Here is a 16,975-nt window from a genome sequence, read left to right as displayed (position 1 = left end):
CATGCGCAGCTACCTGGTGGGCGGCGCGGTGCGCGACCGGTTGCTGGGCCGGCCAGTGGTGGACCACGACCACGTGGTGGTGGGCGCCACGCCGCAGGAAATGCTGGCGCGGGGCTTCCGGCCGGTAGGCAAGGATTTCCCGGTGTTCCTGCACCCAGACAGCGGCGAGGAATACGCGCTGGCGCGCACCGAGCGCAAGACCGGCCACGGCTACCACGGCTTCGCCTTCCACGCCGATCCGGGCGTGACGCTGGAAGAAGACCTGGCCCGGCGCGACCTCACCATCAACGCCATCGCGCAGGACGAACACGGCGCGCTGGTCGATCCGTTCCACGGCCAGCGCGACATCGAGCGCCGCGCGCTGCGGCACGTCTCGCCCGCCTTCGTCGAGGACCCGGTACGTCTGCTGCGGGTGGCGCGCTTCGCCGCGCGCTTCGAGCCGCTGGGTTTCGCCGTGGCCGATGAAACCATGGCGCTGATGCGCGCCATGGTCGCCAACGGCGAGGTCGACCACCTTGTGCCCGAGCGCGTGTGGGCCGAGACCCGCCGCGCGCTGGGCGAGGCACAGCCCTCGGCGTTCCTGCGCGTGCTGCGCGAGGCCGGTGCGTTGGCGGTGCTGTTCCCCGAGATCGACGCACTTTACGGCGTGCCGCAGCGCGCCGAATTCCATCCGGAGATCGATACCGGCACGCACCTCGAGCTGGTGCTGGACATGGCCGCCCGGCTGGCCCCCGGCGACGACCTGGTCGGCTTCGGTGCGCTCTGCCACGACCTGGGCAAGGCGCTCACCCCGACCGACGTGCTGCCCGGCCATATCGGCCACGAGCATGCCGGCGTGGCGCCGCTGCGTGCGCTCGCCACGCGCCTGAAGGTGCCGGCCGAGCATGCGGCGCTGGCCGAACTGGCTTGCCGCGAACACCTCAATGCGCACCGCGCGCTCGAGCTGCGGCCGGCCACCGTCCTGCGGCTGCTGACGACGCTGGACGCGCTGCGCCGTCCGCGGCGCCTGGATTCGTTCCTGGCCGTGTGCGAGGCGGACAAGCGCGGCCGCCTGGGATGCGCCGAAGCGGCGTATCCGCAGGCCGCCTTCCTGCGCGCAGCGCGGGACGTCGCGGCACGCGTGGGTGCCGCCGAGTTCCTGGCACGCGGCCTGACCGGCCCGGCCATCGGAGCGGCGATGGAGAAAGCGCGCACCGCGGCGATCGCCGCATTGCCACGACCGGCGCGGGGCTGAACTCCGCCGCGCGGGGCGCCAGGTTTCTAAGCCGCGGCCAAGCGCCGCCATGTATAAAGGCAGGCTGCATCTTGTCTTTCCAAAGGGTTGCCATGTTCTTGTCCGCCACGCCCGACCGACCGCTGCGCCAGCGCTTCCGACCGCTGTGGTGGCTGGGCGCGACCTACCTGCTGCTCGGCGTGGCCACGCGCATCGTGCTGCTGGCGATGAGCGGCAGCGGCGTGCCGCTCAACCCGCTGTACTGGCTTTATGCGTTCGGCATCGGCGCCTGCTACGACCTGGTGACCCTGCTCTACGTCGCCTGGCCGCTGCTGCTGTTCCTGTGGATTGCGCCGACCGACCGGGCCTGGGTCCGCACGCCGCTGCGCTGGCTGGGCTGGCTGCTGATGCTGGTGGCGGCCTATGGCCTGTGCTGGCTGGGGCTGCATGCGCTGTGGCGCGTGAGCGCTTCGGACATCCGGCCGCTGGCGCTCCTGTTCCTCTACCTGCTGCCGCTGCCCGCGCTCGCCTACAACCGCGCCAGCGGGCGCGTCGCGTTGTACGTGCTGTACCTGGCGACGATCTTCGGCCTGCTGTTCGTGGCCGCCTCGGAGCTGGTGTTCTGGAACGAATTCGGCGTGCGCTTCAACTTCATCGCAGTGGATTACCTGGTCTACACCACCGAGGTGATCGGCAATATCCGCGAGTCTTATCCGGTGGGCCTGTGGATAGCGCTGATCGGCGCACTGGCGCTGGCTATCCTGTGGCTGAGCGTACGCGGCCTGCGCGCGCGCGACAGCGGCAGCCGCTTCGGCGGCCGCAGCGCGGTGGCGCTGGGCTGGCTGGTGCTGACCGTGGCCTCGGTGATCGGCGTCAACGGTGCGCTGAAGGACCGCACCGGCAACACCTACGTCAACGAGCTGGCTGGCAACGGCGTCTACCAGTTCTTTGCCGCGTTCCGCAGCAACCACCTGGACTACGCGCGCTTCTACCGCACGCTGCCCGATGCGGATGCCTTCGCGCGCGTGCGGGCGGACCTGGCCACGCCCGAGGCGCACTACCTGAGCGACGATCCTACCGACCTCACCCGCGCCATCGTGCACGCCGGGCCGGAGAAACATCTCAACGTGGTGCTGATCAGCGTGGAGAGCCTGTCGGCCGACTACCTGGGCCGTTTCGGCAACACCCAGAAGCTCACTCCGAACCTGGATGCGCTGGCCGACCAGAGCCTGTTCTTCGACAAGCTCTACGCCAACGGCACGCGCACCGTGCGTGGGCTGGAAGCGCTGTCGCTGTCGATCCCGCCCACGCCCGGCGACTCGGTGCTCAAGATGAAGCACAACGAGAACCTGTTCTCTCTGGCGGACATCTTCAACGATCGCGGCTACGTGTCGGAGTTCGTCTACGGCGGCTACGGCTACTTCGACAACATGAATTACTTCTTCGGCCACAACGGCTATGTCGCGGTGGACCGCAAGGACATCCCCAAGGACGCGACCATCCACCACGAGAACGTCTGGGGCGTGGCGGACGAGGATCTCTACACGCTGGCGCTGGGCCAGATGGACAAGATCCACGGTGAGGGCAAGCCGTTCTTCCTGCACATCATGACGACCTCCAACCACCGGCCCTACACCTTCCCGGCCGGCCGCGTCGATTTCCCGCAAGGCTCGCGAGCTGGCGCGGTGGCCTATACCGACTGGTCGATCGCGGACTTCATCAAGCGCGCCCGCGGCAAGCCCTACTTCGACGACACCGTGTTCGTGATCACCGCCGACCACGACGCGTCCAGCGCCGGCAAGGCCCGCATCCCGATCAACCGCTACCATATCCCGCTGTGGATCTACGCACCCAAGCACATAGCGCCGCGGCGAGTGGACCGCTTCATGAGCCAGATCGATATTCCGCCCACTTTGCTCGGTCTGCTCAACTTCAGTTATCGCAGTCGCTTCTTCGGCTACGACATTTTCCAGCTCCAGTCCGGGCGCGAGCGCGCCTTCCCGGCCACCTACGAGAAGCTCGGCTACCTCCGCGGAGATCTGCTGACGATCCTGGAGCCGCAGAAGAAGGTCGAGCAGTTCCACCCGGACTTCGCCAGCGGCGACGCCGTGCCGGCGAGGGAGCGCAACGCGGCCGATGCCGACGACGCCACGGCGTACTACCAGGTGGCGGCGGAGCTGTTCAAGGAAGGCAAGCTGGTCCGGCGACCGGAAGACAGCACGCCGGTGCAGCCGGCGGTGGCAGGGAGTGCGGCGGCGCACTGAGGGCGAGCCCTGGCGAGGCCTGCCCCGCAAGCGGGTGAAGATCGGAGTGAGGCTTCATTCGTCGGGCCTTCCCCCGCGAACGCGGGGAAGGCCCGGAGGACGGACAGTGGCGCTCTCGGGCCCGCTCCTCAGCCTGAAATGGCCAACCGCTCCGAGCGGTACAACTGCATGGTGACCAGCGCCACCACCAGCGCCGCCGCCGCGCTGCCGCCCAGGCACAGCGCCAGCGGCACAGCACCGATGCCCTCGCCGCGGACCAGGTCCAGGATGCCCAGGTGCTGACCCAAGAGCGGCACGGCGTACATCCAGTGCTGCGGTTTGATCGGCATCACCATCAGCGCGATGCTCGGCAGGATCGGCAACAGCATCAGCAGCGAGAGGTAGGTCTGCGCCTCGCGGTAGCTCTTGGCGAAGGCGGCCACCAGCGACTGCAGCCCGGCCAGCAGCACGATCAGCGGCAACTGCAGCAGCAGCACGTGCAGCGCGAAGGCCGGTCCCAGGTTGATCTCCATGCCCAGCTTCGCGGTCGGAATGAAGCGGCCGACCACGGCGAAGGCGATCAGGCAGATCACCAGGCTGGCGGTGGAAAAGGCGCAGATCGCCGCCAGCTTGCCCAGGAACACCTTCCAGCGCGGCACCGGGTTGGCGAACAGCGGTTCCAGCGACTGCCGCTCGCGCTCGCCGGCGGTCAGGTCGATCGCCAGGTACATGCCACCGATGAAGATGGTCAGCACGAACAGGTAGGGCAGCATGTTGAACATCAGCACCGCACGCGACTGCGCCGTGGCCTGGTCGCGCTTGGCCACCACCACCGGCACCGCAACGCCCGGCGCCAGGCCGCGCGAGACCAGGCGCATCGCGCCCTGCTGGCGCGCGTAGTCCTCCACCAGCTTGGTGACCCGCTCCACGGGCGTGTTGGCATCGCGCTGGGAGGAATCGTAGATCAGCTCCACCTGCACCGGTTCGCCCTTGCGCCATGCCTTGGCATAGCCCGGCGCGATGCGCAGGACCAGGTCGGCCTCCTGATCGCGCACGGCCTGCTCGGGGTTGGCGAGCGCAGGCTGCGGCACCACGCCGCCGGCCTTCAGCGCGCCGACCAGGTTGGGCGCGTACTGCGCGCCGATCACCGGCACCTTGAGCGGTTGCTCGGCCTTGTCCAGCTCGCGGTTGACGGTGAAGCTGATCAGCATCATGAACAGCAGGGGCGTCATCAGCGGTCCGGTCAGGAACGCACTGGTAAGCGTGCGACGGTCGCGCAGGTTCTCGCGCACCTCCTTGAGGAAGACGGTGATGAAGGCTCGGCTGCGGCGCAGCGGTTGATTGTCCATCCTGTTCATGCGGCCAGTCCCTCTTCGCTGCCGATCAGTTTCACGAAGGCTTCCTCCAGGTTCGCCTCGCCGGTCTGCGCGCGCAGCGCATCGGGCGTCTCGTCGGCGACCACGCGCCCGTGCGCGATCACCACGATGCGGTCGCACAGCGCAGCCACCTCCTGCATGATGTGGCTGGAGAACAGCACGCAGCGGCCCTCCGCCTTGAGCTTCAACATGAACTGGCGCAGCGCGCGGGTGGCCATCACGTCCAGCCCGTTGGTGGGCTCGTCCAGGATCACATTGCGCGGGTCGTGGATGAGCGCGCGCGCGATCGCGGTCTTCACTCGCTGGCCCTGCGAGAAGCCTTCGGTCCGGCGCTCGGCGATGTCGCCCATCTCCAGCGCGTCGATCAGCGCCTCGCGGCGCGTGCGCAGCTCCTCCTCGGGCAGCCCCTGCAGGCGCGCGAAGTAGTCGATGTTCTCGCGCGCGGTCAGGCGCTTGTAGAGCCCGCGCGCATCGGGCAGCACGCCGAGCCGGCGGCGCACGGCCACCGCGTCGGTGGCCGCGTCGATGCCGTCGACCAGCACCTGCCCGCTATCGGGCGTCATCAGCGTGTAGAGCATGCGCAGCGTGGTGGTCTTGCCGGCGCCGTTGGGGCCGAGCAGGCCGGTGATCTGGCCGTCGCGGGCGGCGAAGCTGACGCCGTCGACGGCCTTGACCGCGCCGAACGCCTTGTGCAGATCCCTTACCTCGATCATGGGTTGGTGCTCCGGTTGAGGCAGGCGTCCGGCTGGGTCGGCAGCGATGCGGCCGCCAGCGACGGAAGCAGGATCAGCGAGAGGAAGGCCGGGGCGGCCAAGGCGGCTGCCGCGATGATCGCGGCGGCCCACAGGGTGGCTTGGACGAGGATTTGCTGCTGCCGTGTCATGGCGTGGCTCCATTGAAATCAATGAACAGCGGGGTCGGCTGCAGCCGCTCCAGGCAACGGGCGTCGAGCGTCTTGGGGTCGAGGTTCTCGATGAAGTGCTGCACCAGCTTGGGCGCACAGCCGGCGCCGATCACGTTGTGGCCCTGCCCCGGGAGCACGAGATGCCGCGCATTGGACAGGCCCGCGAGCACCTCCTCGCCGTAGCGCGGCGGCGTCACCGGGTCGTACTGTCCCGACAGCAGCAGCGTGGGGATGGCGCTGCGAAACGGCTGGTGGAAATCGGCCGGACGCGTGCCGCGCGGCCACACCGCGCAAACCGCCTGCAGCGAGTCGATCATGCGCGTGCCCAGCATCGTGTTGGCGTCCTGCGGGCGTGGCGCGAGCAGATCGGCGTCCTCGCTGCAGATCACCGAGGACTGCATGCCGCCGTTCATGCTGTCGCCCAGGTCGCCACTGATCAGCTTGGCCTGACCCAGCAGGGGGCCGACGTCGCCGTGGGCGGCCTCGTCGATGGACAGCGGCAGCAAGGCGGCGGTCACCGGCGAATAGGCGAACAGGCGCACCACGCTGACCAGCGCGTCATCGCTGAGCGTGCGCTCGACGCTCTGGAAGCTCTGCGGATCGCGGAAGCTCACCTTGTGCGGGTTGGCGCGCAGCGCGTCGCGCAGCTGGTAGAGCGTCTGGTACGGGTTGCCGAAGCGCGCCTTGCATTCGGGCTCGGCGGTGCAGCGCGCGAACTGCGCCTTGAGCGCATCGTCCAGGTTGCGGGCGAAGTCCTCGCCCAGCACCAGCTCGTTGGGCACCACGCCGTCGAGCAGCACGCTGCGCACGGCGTCCGCATGGTGCATGGCGTACTGCTGCGCCACGCGGGTGCCGTAGGACACACCGACCAGGTCGAAGCTGGGCGAGCCGAGCGCTCGGCGCGCGTCCTCAAGGTCCTGCACCGCGACCGTGGTGGTGTAGAAGCGCGGATCGGCCTTGGCCTGGATCTCCGAGAGGCATTGGGCGGTCTGCGTGCGCAGCCGTTGCGCGTCGAACCCCGCCGACTCGGCGTCCGCCGCGGCCTTCTCGGTCGCCTTGCAATCCAGCGGGTTGGAGCCGCCGGTGCCGCGCTGGTCGATCAGCAACACGTCGCGATGCGCCAGCAGCGGCGCGAGCGCCGGCGCGACCATCGGCCAGGTTTCGGTGGCCGCCTGGCCGGGGCCGCCGGCCAGGAAGACCAGCATGTCCTTGGCCGGCACCTGCGCCTCGGAGCGGATCACCGCCAGCTTCAGGGTGATCTTTCGGCTATGCGGGTCGGCGCGGTTCTCCGGCACCTCGAACGGTGCGCACCAGGCGGCCGTGGTCAGGCCGCTGTCCGGTCGGCCCAGTTCGCAGGCGGTCAGGGTGAGCTGGCCGACCCTCCAGCTACGCGGCTTGACCGCAGCCTGGGGCGTGCTCGGCGCGGTGGCCTCCGTAGTAGCGGCCGTGGCCGGCGCGGGCGGGCGGAACTGGTTCCACGCCAGCAGCCCCAACGCGAGCGCTACCAGCATGATGCGCAACACGGTGCGCGGTTTCAAAGCCATGTCTTCAACTCCCTTCCCAAGTGAGGACCAGTCCCAGCCGTCGCCGCAGCGCCGGCGCCCATTGCCATGCGGCGCGTGCGCCGCTCCATTCCTGCGCGCCTCCCCCTAGGGACGGTGCATGCATCGTCGCTGCGTCCGCGATGGCGGCATCGCGCCAGGCGGGCATCCGCGCACCGACCAGCACAAGCAGCGCTGCAGCGATGAACACGGTTCGACGGCTCCATGGCCCAGCTCCCAAAGCGACCAGCAGCGATATTCCAGCGACGCCCACGGCTGCGCCGCCACGCAGCAACCCACCCATACCCGCGGCGGCGTCGCGATGGGCACCACCGCGACCCTTCCCTGTATTGGCGACAGGGCGACCAGCGGCGCGGAAATCGCCATCACCGTGGTCGGCGGCCCTGTGGCGGGCGTAGCGGTCGAGCAACTTGGCCATACCTTCACTCCTTGGTTCGTGCGTCAGTCCGGCTCGAAGATCACCTCGATCGACCGCCCAAACAGCCGCGCGATCTTGAACGCCAGCGGCAGGCTGGGGTCGTACTTGCCAGTCTCGATCGCGTTGACCGTCTGGCGCGATACGTCCAACCGCTCGGCCAGGTCGGCCTGCGACCAGCCGTGCTCGCCGCGCAAGTCGCGCACCTGGTTCTTCATCGGACGCGCAGCCGCAGGACCAGCACGAGCTTGGTCAGCCCGAACACCCAGAAAAAGCACGGCAGCACCAGCAGCGCGACCCATTCGGCCGGCACTCCCCGCACCACGCCGGCACTGAGCAGCAACCCGAAGCTGAGGAAACCACACGAGATCAGCACCGCCGCCATAGCGAGCGCCTGCAGGTCGGTCTGGCGTTCCAGCTCGTCCTGCTCGCGGATCACCAGCGCGACCGCACGAATCGCCAGCAACACGGGCAGCATCGGCAACATCGCCAGCAGGGCGCGCAGGGCCACGCTTTCGGTGCGCGGTACCAGCCAGCCGTACAGCCCGATCAATGCGACGTAGCCGCCCATCGCCGGCAGGAACCGGCGCAGGTAGCGCTTGTGCACGGGCCGCATCGCTCAGTCCTCCCGCGGCGGCGCGCGCCGGTCGAGCCGGCGGGCGACGAAGAAGCCGAGGCCAACCAGCAGGAAGCCGCCACTCATGCCGCACAGCACGCCCAGTTGCAGCTCGCTCAGAGAGCCGCGGCCTAACCAGGCCACTGCCGCCGACGTCATGGCGCCCAGCAGGAAGCGCAGTGGCGACGTGCCGCGGCTGTCCTCGCAGGTTACGGTCATGCCATAGCGCCGTCCGACCCACCACCGGGTGATGCCGTAGCAAATGGTCATCACGGGAAACACCCAGATCAGGATCGAGCCGTCGGTCTGGAGCACCTTGGCCGCGGCGAGGAACCCACCCGCCAGGCTCAGGGCACCCACCACGGCTGTCGCCACGCCCAGCGCGACCAAGTGCGTGCGCTGCTCCAGTTCGTCGCTCTGGAAGATGCGCCGCGCCATCAGGCCGATCATGTAGAACATGGGACCCAGCGGTGCCAGCGCCAGCAGCACCTTCAGCGGCATGTCGACGGCGGTGCGCACGGTCGGCCAGGCCAGCAGCATCAAGCCGACATAAAGCACCATCGCGACGGCGACCCGGCGCTGGTATTGCCGCGGATTGAGGCGGGCCATGACTGGGGGCTCAGAGCGAGTTGAGGAAGCCATCCAGCGTCTGCTGGAATTGTGCCGGCTGGTCGAGCATGGCGAAGTGGCGCGAGGGACTGATCGAGGCCACCGCGGCATGCGGCGCCGCGCCGAGCAGGCTTTTCCAGTAGGCCGTCTTCTGCGCCTCGGTATAGGGCTGCGCAGCGGCCTTGCCGTCGGCGGCGTAGTAAGGCGAGATCTCCAGGATCGGCACGGTGGCGTTCTTCATCTGCGCGCGGAAGTCGAGCGCGAGATCCTCGGCTGCGTACTCGGCCACCGCCTTGGGGTCACTGCGGCTGCTGAGCGCGGCGTATTGCGCGGCGCGCGCCGGATCGATGGTGCCGATCGAACGCATGTAGCCCAGCTGCTGCGCCTGGAACGCCGCGGGCGTGGCCGCGGCGAGCTGCGCCTTCATCGCCTGCGCCATCGCGACGCGTTGGGCGGCGGGCAGGTTCTCGGTCATCGGCAGCACCGGCAGGCCGTCGACCGCGACCACCGCACCGAGCAGCTGCGGCTGCTCGCTCGCCAGCTTGAGCGCCAGCGTGCCGCCGAGGCTGTGGCCGACCAGCACGGGCTTGACCAAGTGCTGCTCGCCGATCAGGCGGACGAGCGAGCGTTCGGCCTGCGCAAGGTAATCGCCGCCACCGGGCGCCGGGGTGCCGTCGAAGCCGGCCAGGGTGACCGTGTAGACCACGTGGTTCTTCGCCAGGCCGGGGACAGTCTGCGCCCAGGCCCACGCGCCGCTGCTCAGGCCGGGGATCAGGATCACCGGCTGCCCATGGCTGCCGTGCTTCTGCGCCGAAAGAGTGCCGACCTGCAGGGTGCCCGCCTCGGCGGCCCGGGCCGGCTGCGTCGCCAGGCCCACCAGAGCCAGGCTGCAGGCCGTGATGATGAAGCGGTTGAGCTTGTTGCGCATGATCTACTCCCGTCCGTGTCAAGTGTGCTTGACACCCAGATTAGGCGCGACTTGCACACCTGTCAAGCATCCTTTACAAACCGGCGAATATCGGCCTTGCCTTGATCGTCTGAAGTGCGCAAACTGTGATTGTGATCACAATGTGAAACAAGTGACGCACAGGGGCCAGCCCGTGACAGGGGTGTCCACGGGGAAAGGAAGCCACGCCGCCTGCTCCAGGCGCGTTTTTTGACGCAACCCCTTGCCTGCCAATCTTTTGGCGGAGCTGCGCACCCATTGGCACAGGATTTGCGAACCGGATCACAGGCAAGGCCTGAATCCACTCGGGTCTGCCAGCCATGCGCGGACGGCAGCCCGAAAGCTTCTGCAGTGCCTGCACCGCATCAGGGAACACTTGTAGTCAGCCGCACCACAAAAACTTCAGAGGAAATCTGCGATGTCCAAGCGTCTTCTTTCCACCGCACTGGCTGCCGTTCTCGGCCTCGCCGCGTTTGCTCCGCAGGCTGCTCTCGCTGCGGACGGCACCGTTACCTTCAACGGCAAGATCCTTTCGTCCACCTGCACCGTGAGCAACGCTTCCGGCGGCAACGTGGCGGTCACCCTCCCCGCCGTACCCGTCAGCAGCTTTTCCGCGCTGGGCTCGGTCGCGGGCATTACGCCGTTCTCGCTGAACCTGACCGGCTGCCCGACCACGCCGTCGGGCGTGGTCGTCGGTGCCGCGTTCTCTGGTTCCAGCATCGATACGACGACCGGCGCCATCAAGAACGCGACCGGCGCTGGCAACTCCAACGTGGAGGTGCAGCTGACCAACGCGGCCGGCACCACGCCTTTCAACCTGAACACCAACCCCAACCCGGTCAATGCCACCATTTCGGCCGGCGGCACGGCCACGTTGGCCTACCAGGCCCAGTACTACCAGCCGACGTCCACGGCGGTAACCGCCGGCACGGTGACCGCGTCGGTCACCTACACGCTTACCTACAACTAAGCGAACATCCGGCTGCCGCATTCGCCAGGATGCGGCAGCCGGCTGCAACCGGCCACACCGCAAGAGGCGCCCATGAACACCCTGACCCGTGCACTTGGCGCGGCGATAGTTGCTGTGTGCCTGTGGATGCCGGTGGCCCACGCCGGCATCGTCGTCGGCGGCACCCGCGTGGTGTTCCCCGCCCAGCAGGGCGAGGTCACCGTGCGCCTGTCCAACGAAGGCGAGCAGCCGGCGTTGGTCGAGGCCTGGATCGACACCGGCAACCAGGACTCCACGCCGGACAGCGTCAGCACCCCGTTCCTGATCACGCCCCCGCTGTTCCGCATGGAACCGCACAAGGACCAGAGCCTGCGCATCCTCGCCACGCAGGGCGCCCAGCCATTGCCGGCAGACCGCGAGTCGGTTTTCTGGTTGAACGTGCTGGAAATTCCACCCAAGCCCACTGGCCCCCAGAAAGCCGATCGCAACTATCTGCAGTTCGCGATCCGCTCGCGGCTGAAGCTGTTCTATCGCCCGGCCGATCTGCCGGGTGATGCGCTGAAGGCGCCTGACAAGCTGGTCTTCAAGGCCGCTGCCGGCCACGAGCCGGCACTGGAAGTGCACAACCCCACGCCCTATTACGTCACGATCAGCAGCCTGTCCGTCGGCGTCGACAGCAAGCCTGCCGCCGACGTCAATGGCATGGTCGCGCCCTTCGGCGACCTGCGACTGCTCCTGAAAGGCTCGGCTCGATCGCCTGGCGTCGGTATGCCGGTCGCGTTCGTCACCATCAACGACTTCGGCGCGGCAGATACCCACAAGGGCGCCGTGGTGCCGTAATGGGTCCGCGGCGCGCCCGCTCGAGCTACCCACCGGCGCGCCTCACCGCGCTCGCGGTGGCCTGTGGCGTGGCGCTGGCCGCTGGCCTGGGCGCATCCGGCGCGGCCTTTGCCGCCGCCGCAAGTGCGACCCCCGACGGAGCCACCGCAGCGGGCGGCGTGGCCGACTTCGACCGCAGCCTGCTGGCCGGCGCGGGCGGCAGTACGGACCTCACGCGCTTCGAGCGCGGCAACCTGGTATTTCCCGGCACCTACAACCTGGACGTCTATCTCGACGGCAACTGGGTAGGCCGGATGGACGTGCGCTTCGCGGCGCCCTCGCCCGATGCCAGTGCCGTGCCCTGCGTCAGTGCCGAACTGCTCGACCGTATGGGGCTGGCGCCGGTCAAGTCCGCCGCCGCGGCCGCTGCGCGGCTGCAGTCGGCTGGCGCCTGCGTGGACCTGGCCGAACTGATTCCAGGCGCCCGGCTGATCGTGGACATGCCCAACCTGCGCCTGGATGCCAGCGTGCCGCAGGCCTACATGAACCAGATGCCGCGCGGCTGGGTCAACCCGGCCTCGTGGAACGCCGGCATGCCGGCGTTCCTGCTCAACTACAACCTCAACAGTTACCGCTCCACCAGCCACGGCCAGGGCCTGACCAGCACTTATCTGGGACTTCGTGCGGGCCTGAATGTCGGCCTTTGGCAACTGCGGCAGGACAGCACCGTCACCTGGCAATCGGGAAGCGCCGGCCAGCGCACCCAGCGCCGCTGGCAGAACATCGACACCTATGCGCAACGCGCGCTGCCCCGGTGGCGCGCGGCGCTGAGCCTGGGCGACACCTTCACCGACGGAGCCGTATTCGACAGCTACGGCCTGCGCGGCGTCCGGCTGGGCACGGACGATCGCATGCTGCCGCAGTCATTGCGCGGCTACGCGCCGGTGGTGCGCGGCGTGGCCGACACCAGCGCCAAGGTCACGGTGAGCCAGAACGGCATGCAGATCTACCAGACCACCGTGGCGCCGGGCTCGTTCGTCATCGACGACCTGTACCCCACCGGCTACGGCGGCGACCTGGTCGTCACGGTGACCGAAGCCGACGGCCGCGCGCACAGCTTCAAGGTGCCCTATGCCTCGGTGTCGCAACTCATGCGCCCCGGCATCACCCGCTTCGACGTCGCCGCGGGCCAGCTGCGCGATACCGCCATGCATGACAAGCCAGGCGTGGTCCAGGTCGCGTTGCAGCACGGTTTCAGCAACCGCTTCACCGGCTACGCCGGCGTGCAGGGCTCGGCGGGCTATGCTGCGGCGCTGGTCGGCGGCGCACTCAACACTCGCCTGGGCGCGTTGGCGCTGGACGTCACCCAGTCCCATGCGTCCATTCCGGGCAACGGCAGCTACAACGGCCGAAGCTATCGCATCACCTACAGCAAGATCGTCCCCGAGACGGACACCTCGCTCAGCGTAGCGGCCTACCGCTATTCGACCAGCGGCTTCCTGAGCCTCAACGACGCGGCGTACGCGCGCGACTACGCACGCCGCGGCCTCGATGCACTGCAATACCTGCCGTCCGGCGTGCCGACGATCGATGGCGTGCCCATGCAAAGCCTGCTCACGCCGGCCCAGATCGCGACCTTGACCGGGGCAGCCAACGGCGCCAACAGACTCTACACCTCGCGCGGCCTGCTGCAGCAGCGCAACCGCTTCACCCTGACGCTCAGCCAGCAATTGGGACGAAGCGGAAGCTCGCTGTACGCCAACGCCGCGGCCAGCGACTACTGGAACCACAGAGGGCGCGACACCCAGTTCCAGTTGGGCTACAACAGTCACTACCGCAGGCTGGCTTGGGGCGTGTCCGTCAGCCGTGGGCGCACGCAGTTCGGCGGCTACGACAACCAGGTGTTCTTCAACGCCAGCCTGCCGCTGGGCGACGGCTCGCACGCCCCGAGCCTCTCGTTCAACCTCACCCACGGCGACAACACCGGTTCGCAGGAGCAAGCCACGCTCAACGGCACGCTGGGCCAGTGGAACCAGTACACCTATGGCGCGTCCGCCTCGCACGCTGACGAGGGCATTGGCAATGCCGTCAGCGTGAATGCCGGCTACAACGGTCCATATGCCACGCTCAACGCCAGCGTCGGCCACGGCAGCGGTTATTCGCAGGCTTCTTTCAGCGCCGGCGGCGCGGTCGTTGCGCATCAGGGCGGCATCACCTTCGGCCAGCCGACAGGCGATACCGTGGCCATCGTGCATGTGCCCGGCGCGGCCGGCGCGCACGTCGTCAATACCCCGGGACTTCGCGTGGGGCGTTCCGGCTATGCCTTGCTGCCCTATCTCGCGCCCTATCAGCTAGACACCATTCAGATCGACCCGCAGGGCTTGCCGCTGGACGTGCAGCTGGATGCTACCAGCGCAACCGTCGCTCCTTATGCCGGTGCCGTGGTGAGGGTCGATTTCAAGAGCCGCTACGGCCGCGCGCTGATCGCACGCATCCACACGGCGGACCGCAAGGCGCTGCCGTTCGGCACCGAGGTTCGGGACGCCAAGGGCCAAGTCATCGGCACGGTGGGGCAGGGCGGGCTGACCCTGTTGCGTGTGGGCAGCAAATCCGGGCGGCTCGTCGCACAGTGGCAGGAGGCTGAAGGCGCTGCGCAGGCCTGCTCGTTCGCCTACGCGGTCAACGCATCGAACCGGTCTGCACATGGCCAGGCCGTGATCAATGCCACCTGCGACACCAACGAGCCATCTATCTCAAAACGCAGCGGGAGCGCGCCGTGACCGGTTCCTTCGCACCACATGCCGGGCGGCCGGCGTGCAGGCAACCGCCCCACTGCGCCACGATTCGCGAGCTCACGACATGCACCTGACCGTCCCATTTGCGTCGCAGCGCGAGTCATGGGCAACCATGCGTCGGCTGTTCGACTTGGTCTTCGCATGCCTGTTGTTCGGCATGGCCATCGTGCCGGGAATGGCGCACGCAACGTGCGGGTTTGCCAGCGGGGCCGCGACTACCGTCACCTTCAACGCCGGCACCATCACGCTCACGCCCAGCACTCAGCTCAACACGGTTCTATGGACGTCGAATACGGCCGCTCCCGCCAATCCACCGGTGCTGGCGTGCGATGGAAATACCAATGGTGGCATCGTCAACACCATTGCCGCATCGACCCCGGTCAATGGGGACAACACGCTGATTCCCACCGGCATCCCAGGCATTTCCTACCGCCTGCTGCATCCGGATGCCAGCACCTTGCTGGCGCTGTATCCCAACTACCCGACCAGCAGCGGCACCTTCAACGTGTCGTCCAACCTGCAGCTGGTCTACACCGGACCTTACCTGCCGCCCAGCAACGCCACCCTGACCGGGCAGCTGTCGCAGTGGAAGATCGACGTCTGCAGCAGTCCACTTATTTTCGGGTATTACTATTTCGGCTGTAACGGTTCCGTGTCGCCCCAGGCAGTGGAAACCTTCAACATCAACGCCAACATTGTCATCCAGGTTCCCACCTGCAACGTCGATCCGGGCTCGGTGAACAAGGTAGTCGCCCTGCCCAGTATCAACGCCGTGCAGCTCTCCGGGCAGGGCACGACCGCAGGCAGCACGCCCTTCAGCCTGCAATTGACCAACTGCCCCACCAACCTGGGCGTCTTCGTCACGCTCAGCACCGCCAATCCGCAGCCCAGCGCTACCGGCGTGATTGCGCCCACAACGGGGTCGGGCTATGCGGGCGGCGTCGGTGTGCAGATCCTCAAGGCCGACGGAACCACGGCCGTCACCTTCGACACCCCCTTCGGCACGGGCACCACCTCGTCCGGCAGCTACGTCATCAACCTGTACGCCCGCTACTACCAGACGGGCGCGACCGTATCGGCCGGCACGGTGAAGGGCATCGCCACCTACACACTGAACTACCAGTAGCTATTCGTACGTCTGCGTCACCATGCGCGCATCGGCTGCGGACATGGAGGCGCGATAGCCAACGAAGTATCGCAACAGCGGGCTGCCGGCAGCCGTAGCCTCGTCAAGACGCACCACCGAAAGCTGGTACATCGAGACATCGGAATGGCCTGTCGCTTGCGATCGGCCGCCACACGCATACGGACGGTTGGCGATGGCTTCGCCATCGGCTTGCGCCACATCGACCGGTGCGGTGCAGGTTGGCATCACGATGGCGCCGCTGAAGGTTATCCGGCCACTGCCGGCGCGCGCCCCCTGGGCGCCGAGCATCGCCAGGATGCTAAGGGCGCAAGCCAACCAACGCTGCCCACCATGCATAGCCAATCCTCTCGGCACACGAAAACGCGCCTGCCTGAAGGTGCTTTCGGCGGCGTCCGCGTGGTCTTAATGGCGTGCGACGGACTTCCGTCCGAAAACGCGAACACCGTCACACTTTTGACGGGTTCCGCTTTCGGAGACGGTTTAGCGCATGGTCGGTGAGCAGCGTGCGTGCGCTGCCCGGGTACTTATCGACGTGGTGGAAACAAACTTGAAGCCGGGCCGCCGGGACCGGTCATGGGCGCGCAGCGGCCTCGGAGGCGCGCTTGCGACCTTTGTTCGGCCGCGAAAGGTATCAGCGCGAGCTGATGTACTTCTCCCGACGGATCTGCGCCACCGGCAGGCCGTAGTCCTTCAGTGCGGTAAAAGCGGCATCGACCATGTTGGGGTTGCCGCACAGGTAGGCGATGTCGCGGTCGGGATGGGGGCCAAGCTCGGCCAGGACGGTTTGCACGTGCCCCTGGCGGTCGTGCGGGCGGGGTTCGGCGCGGGGCTGGCGGCTCAGGCAGCCGTGGAAAGTGAAGCCGGGGTTTTCGCGGGCGAAGGCTTCGAACTCCTCGCCGTAGAGCAGTTCCGCCTCGCTGCGTGCGCCATAGAGCAGGACCACTTCGCGCCCGCCCTGGGCGAGCAGCTGGCGGATCTGCGGCAGCATGGCGCGATAGGGGGTGACGCCCGTGCCGGTGGCGAGCAGCAGGTAGCGCGGGTGGGTGTCGCCCGGGTTCAGGCAGAAGCGCCCGTACGGACCGCTCGCCTCGATGGTTTCGCCCGGTTGCAGGTTGCCCAGCAGCTTGGTGGCGGCGCCGCCCTCGACGTAGCTCACCGCGATCTCGATGCGCATGGTCGGCGAACTGCCGTCGCCGACGGTGGCCACCGAATAGCTGCGCTTGGTCGCGGTGCCGTCGTCGTAGTGGAAGTGCACCTGCAGGAACTGGCCGGGCTGGAACGCGAGAGGCTGGCCGTCGACGCGCTCGAACACCAGGTGGCGCACCGAGGGCGCGAGCATGAAGCTGTCGACGAGACGGAGCGTGAAGTGGTCGGCCATGAG

Annotated in this window: 17 protein-coding genes; 6 read left to right on the top strand and 11 right to left on the bottom strand. The window is 67.9% G+C overall.

The window, feature by feature from the left end; all coding sequences use genetic code 11:
- Position 1 precedes the first annotated feature (1 nt).
- Both VGU65_RS02260 and VGU65_RS02255 read left to right on the top strand, forming a co-directional pair.
- Positions 2 to 1,234 carry a multifunctional CCA addition/repair protein gene (locus VGU65_RS02260; RefSeq protein WP_327472538.1) on the top strand — a complete coding sequence of 411 codons (1,233 nt, stop codon included), beginning with the start codon at positions 2 to 4 and terminating at the stop codon, positions 1,232 to 1,234.
- A gap of 92 nt (positions 1,235 to 1,326) precedes the next feature.
- The gene (locus VGU65_RS02255; protein WP_327472537.1) at positions 1,327 to 3,477 is read left to right on the top strand and encodes an LTA synthase family protein; all 2,151 of its coding nucleotides are present in this window, start codon (positions 1,327 to 1,329) and stop codon (positions 3,475 to 3,477) included.
- A gap of 128 nt (positions 3,478 to 3,605) precedes the next feature.
- Here VGU65_RS02255 and VGU65_RS02250 read toward each other — a convergent pair whose 3' ends face one another.
- From VGU65_RS02250 to VGU65_RS02210, 9 genes are read right to left on the bottom strand one after another with little or no spacing between them, the layout of a single operon-like run.
- The gene (locus VGU65_RS02250; RefSeq protein ID WP_327472536.1) at positions 3,606 to 4,814 is read right to left on the bottom strand and encodes an ABC transporter permease; all 1,209 of its coding nucleotides are present in this window, start codon (positions 4,812 to 4,814) and stop codon (positions 3,606 to 3,608) included.
- Positions 4,811 to 5,545, bottom strand: coding sequence for an ABC transporter ATP-binding protein (locus VGU65_RS02245; RefSeq protein WP_327472535.1), 735 nt, complete (start codon positions 5,543 to 5,545; stop codon positions 4,811 to 4,813). The genes VGU65_RS02250 and VGU65_RS02245 overlap by 4 nt, the downstream gene beginning before the upstream one ends.
- The gene (locus tag VGU65_RS02240) at positions 5,542 to 5,715 is read right to left on the bottom strand and encodes a hypothetical protein (RefSeq protein ID WP_327472534.1); all 174 of its coding nucleotides are present in this window, start codon (positions 5,713 to 5,715) and stop codon (positions 5,542 to 5,544) included. Before VGU65_RS02240 ends, VGU65_RS02245 begins: the two co-directional genes overlap by 4 nt.
- Positions 5,712 to 7,280, bottom strand: coding sequence for an alpha/beta hydrolase (locus tag VGU65_RS02235; RefSeq protein WP_327472533.1), 1,569 nt, complete (start codon positions 7,278 to 7,280; stop codon positions 5,712 to 5,714). Before VGU65_RS02235 ends, VGU65_RS02240 begins: the two co-directional genes overlap by 4 nt.
- 4 nt (positions 7,281 to 7,284) lie before the next feature.
- Positions 7,285 to 7,716 (bottom strand): hypothetical protein, encoded by a 432-nt coding sequence (locus VGU65_RS02230; RefSeq protein WP_327472532.1) that lies wholly within the window; start codon positions 7,714 to 7,716, stop codon positions 7,285 to 7,287.
- A 23-nt stretch (positions 7,717 to 7,739) separates the two neighbouring features.
- The gene (locus VGU65_RS02225; protein WP_327472531.1) at positions 7,740 to 7,931 is read right to left on the bottom strand and encodes a helix-turn-helix transcriptional regulator; all 192 of its coding nucleotides are present in this window, start codon (positions 7,929 to 7,931) and stop codon (positions 7,740 to 7,742) included.
- Complete coding sequence (locus VGU65_RS02220; RefSeq protein WP_327472530.1) at positions 7,928 to 8,329, bottom strand: hypothetical protein; 402 nt, start codon at positions 8,327 to 8,329, stop codon at positions 7,928 to 7,930. The genes VGU65_RS02225 and VGU65_RS02220 overlap by 4 nt, the downstream gene beginning before the upstream one ends.
- 3 nt (positions 8,330 to 8,332) lie before the next feature.
- The gene (locus VGU65_RS02215) at positions 8,333 to 8,938 is read right to left on the bottom strand and encodes a hypothetical protein (RefSeq protein ID WP_327472529.1); all 606 of its coding nucleotides are present in this window, start codon (positions 8,936 to 8,938) and stop codon (positions 8,333 to 8,335) included.
- Between the two features lie 10 nt (positions 8,939 to 8,948).
- Positions 8,949 to 9,866 (bottom strand): alpha/beta fold hydrolase, encoded by a 918-nt coding sequence (locus VGU65_RS02210; protein ID WP_327472528.1) that lies wholly within the window; start codon positions 9,864 to 9,866, stop codon positions 8,949 to 8,951.
- A 436-nt stretch (positions 9,867 to 10,302) separates the two neighbouring features.
- On the opposite strand from VGU65_RS02210, the gene VGU65_RS02205 reads away from it, so the two are divergent.
- From VGU65_RS02205 to VGU65_RS02190, 4 genes are all read left to right on the top strand, one after another.
- Positions 10,303 to 10,854 carry a fimbrial protein gene (locus tag VGU65_RS02205; protein ID WP_327472527.1) on the top strand — a complete coding sequence of 184 codons (552 nt, stop codon included), beginning with the start codon at positions 10,303 to 10,305 and terminating at the stop codon, positions 10,852 to 10,854.
- Between the two features lie 72 nt (positions 10,855 to 10,926).
- A complete protein-coding gene (locus VGU65_RS02200) occupies positions 10,927 to 11,673 on the top strand; it encodes a fimbrial biogenesis chaperone (RefSeq protein WP_327472526.1) in 747 nt (248 codons plus the stop codon).
- Positions 11,673 to 14,432, top strand: coding sequence for a fimbria/pilus outer membrane usher protein (locus VGU65_RS02195; RefSeq protein WP_327472525.1), 2,760 nt, complete (start codon positions 11,673 to 11,675; stop codon positions 14,430 to 14,432). The genes VGU65_RS02200 and VGU65_RS02195 overlap by 1 nt, the downstream gene beginning before the upstream one ends.
- 79 nt (positions 14,433 to 14,511) lie before the next feature.
- The gene (locus tag VGU65_RS02190; RefSeq protein WP_327472524.1) at positions 14,512 to 15,573 is read left to right on the top strand and encodes a fimbrial protein; all 1,062 of its coding nucleotides are present in this window, start codon (positions 14,512 to 14,514) and stop codon (positions 15,571 to 15,573) included.
- On the opposite strand, the gene VGU65_RS02185 is transcribed toward VGU65_RS02190, so the two are convergent.
- The gene (locus tag VGU65_RS02185; RefSeq protein ID WP_327472523.1) at positions 15,574 to 15,882 is read right to left on the bottom strand and encodes a hypothetical protein; all 309 of its coding nucleotides are present in this window, start codon (positions 15,880 to 15,882) and stop codon (positions 15,574 to 15,576) included.
- Positions 15,883 to 16,225: 343 nt separating this feature from the next.
- Positions 16,226 to 16,972, bottom strand: a complete 747-nt coding sequence (locus tag VGU65_RS02180; protein WP_327472522.1) for a ferredoxin--NADP reductase — start codon at positions 16,970 to 16,972, stop codon at positions 16,226 to 16,228.
- Between the last annotated feature and the right edge of the window lie 3 nt (positions 16,973 to 16,975).

It is taken from the genome of Frateuria sp., assembly GCF_035943815.1.
Lineage (GTDB): Bacteria > Pseudomonadota > Gammaproteobacteria > Xanthomonadales > Rhodanobacteraceae > Frateuria_A.
The sequence above is the reverse complement of the archived record's forward strand: the minus strand, read 5'-3'. Positions and strand labels throughout refer to the sequence as shown.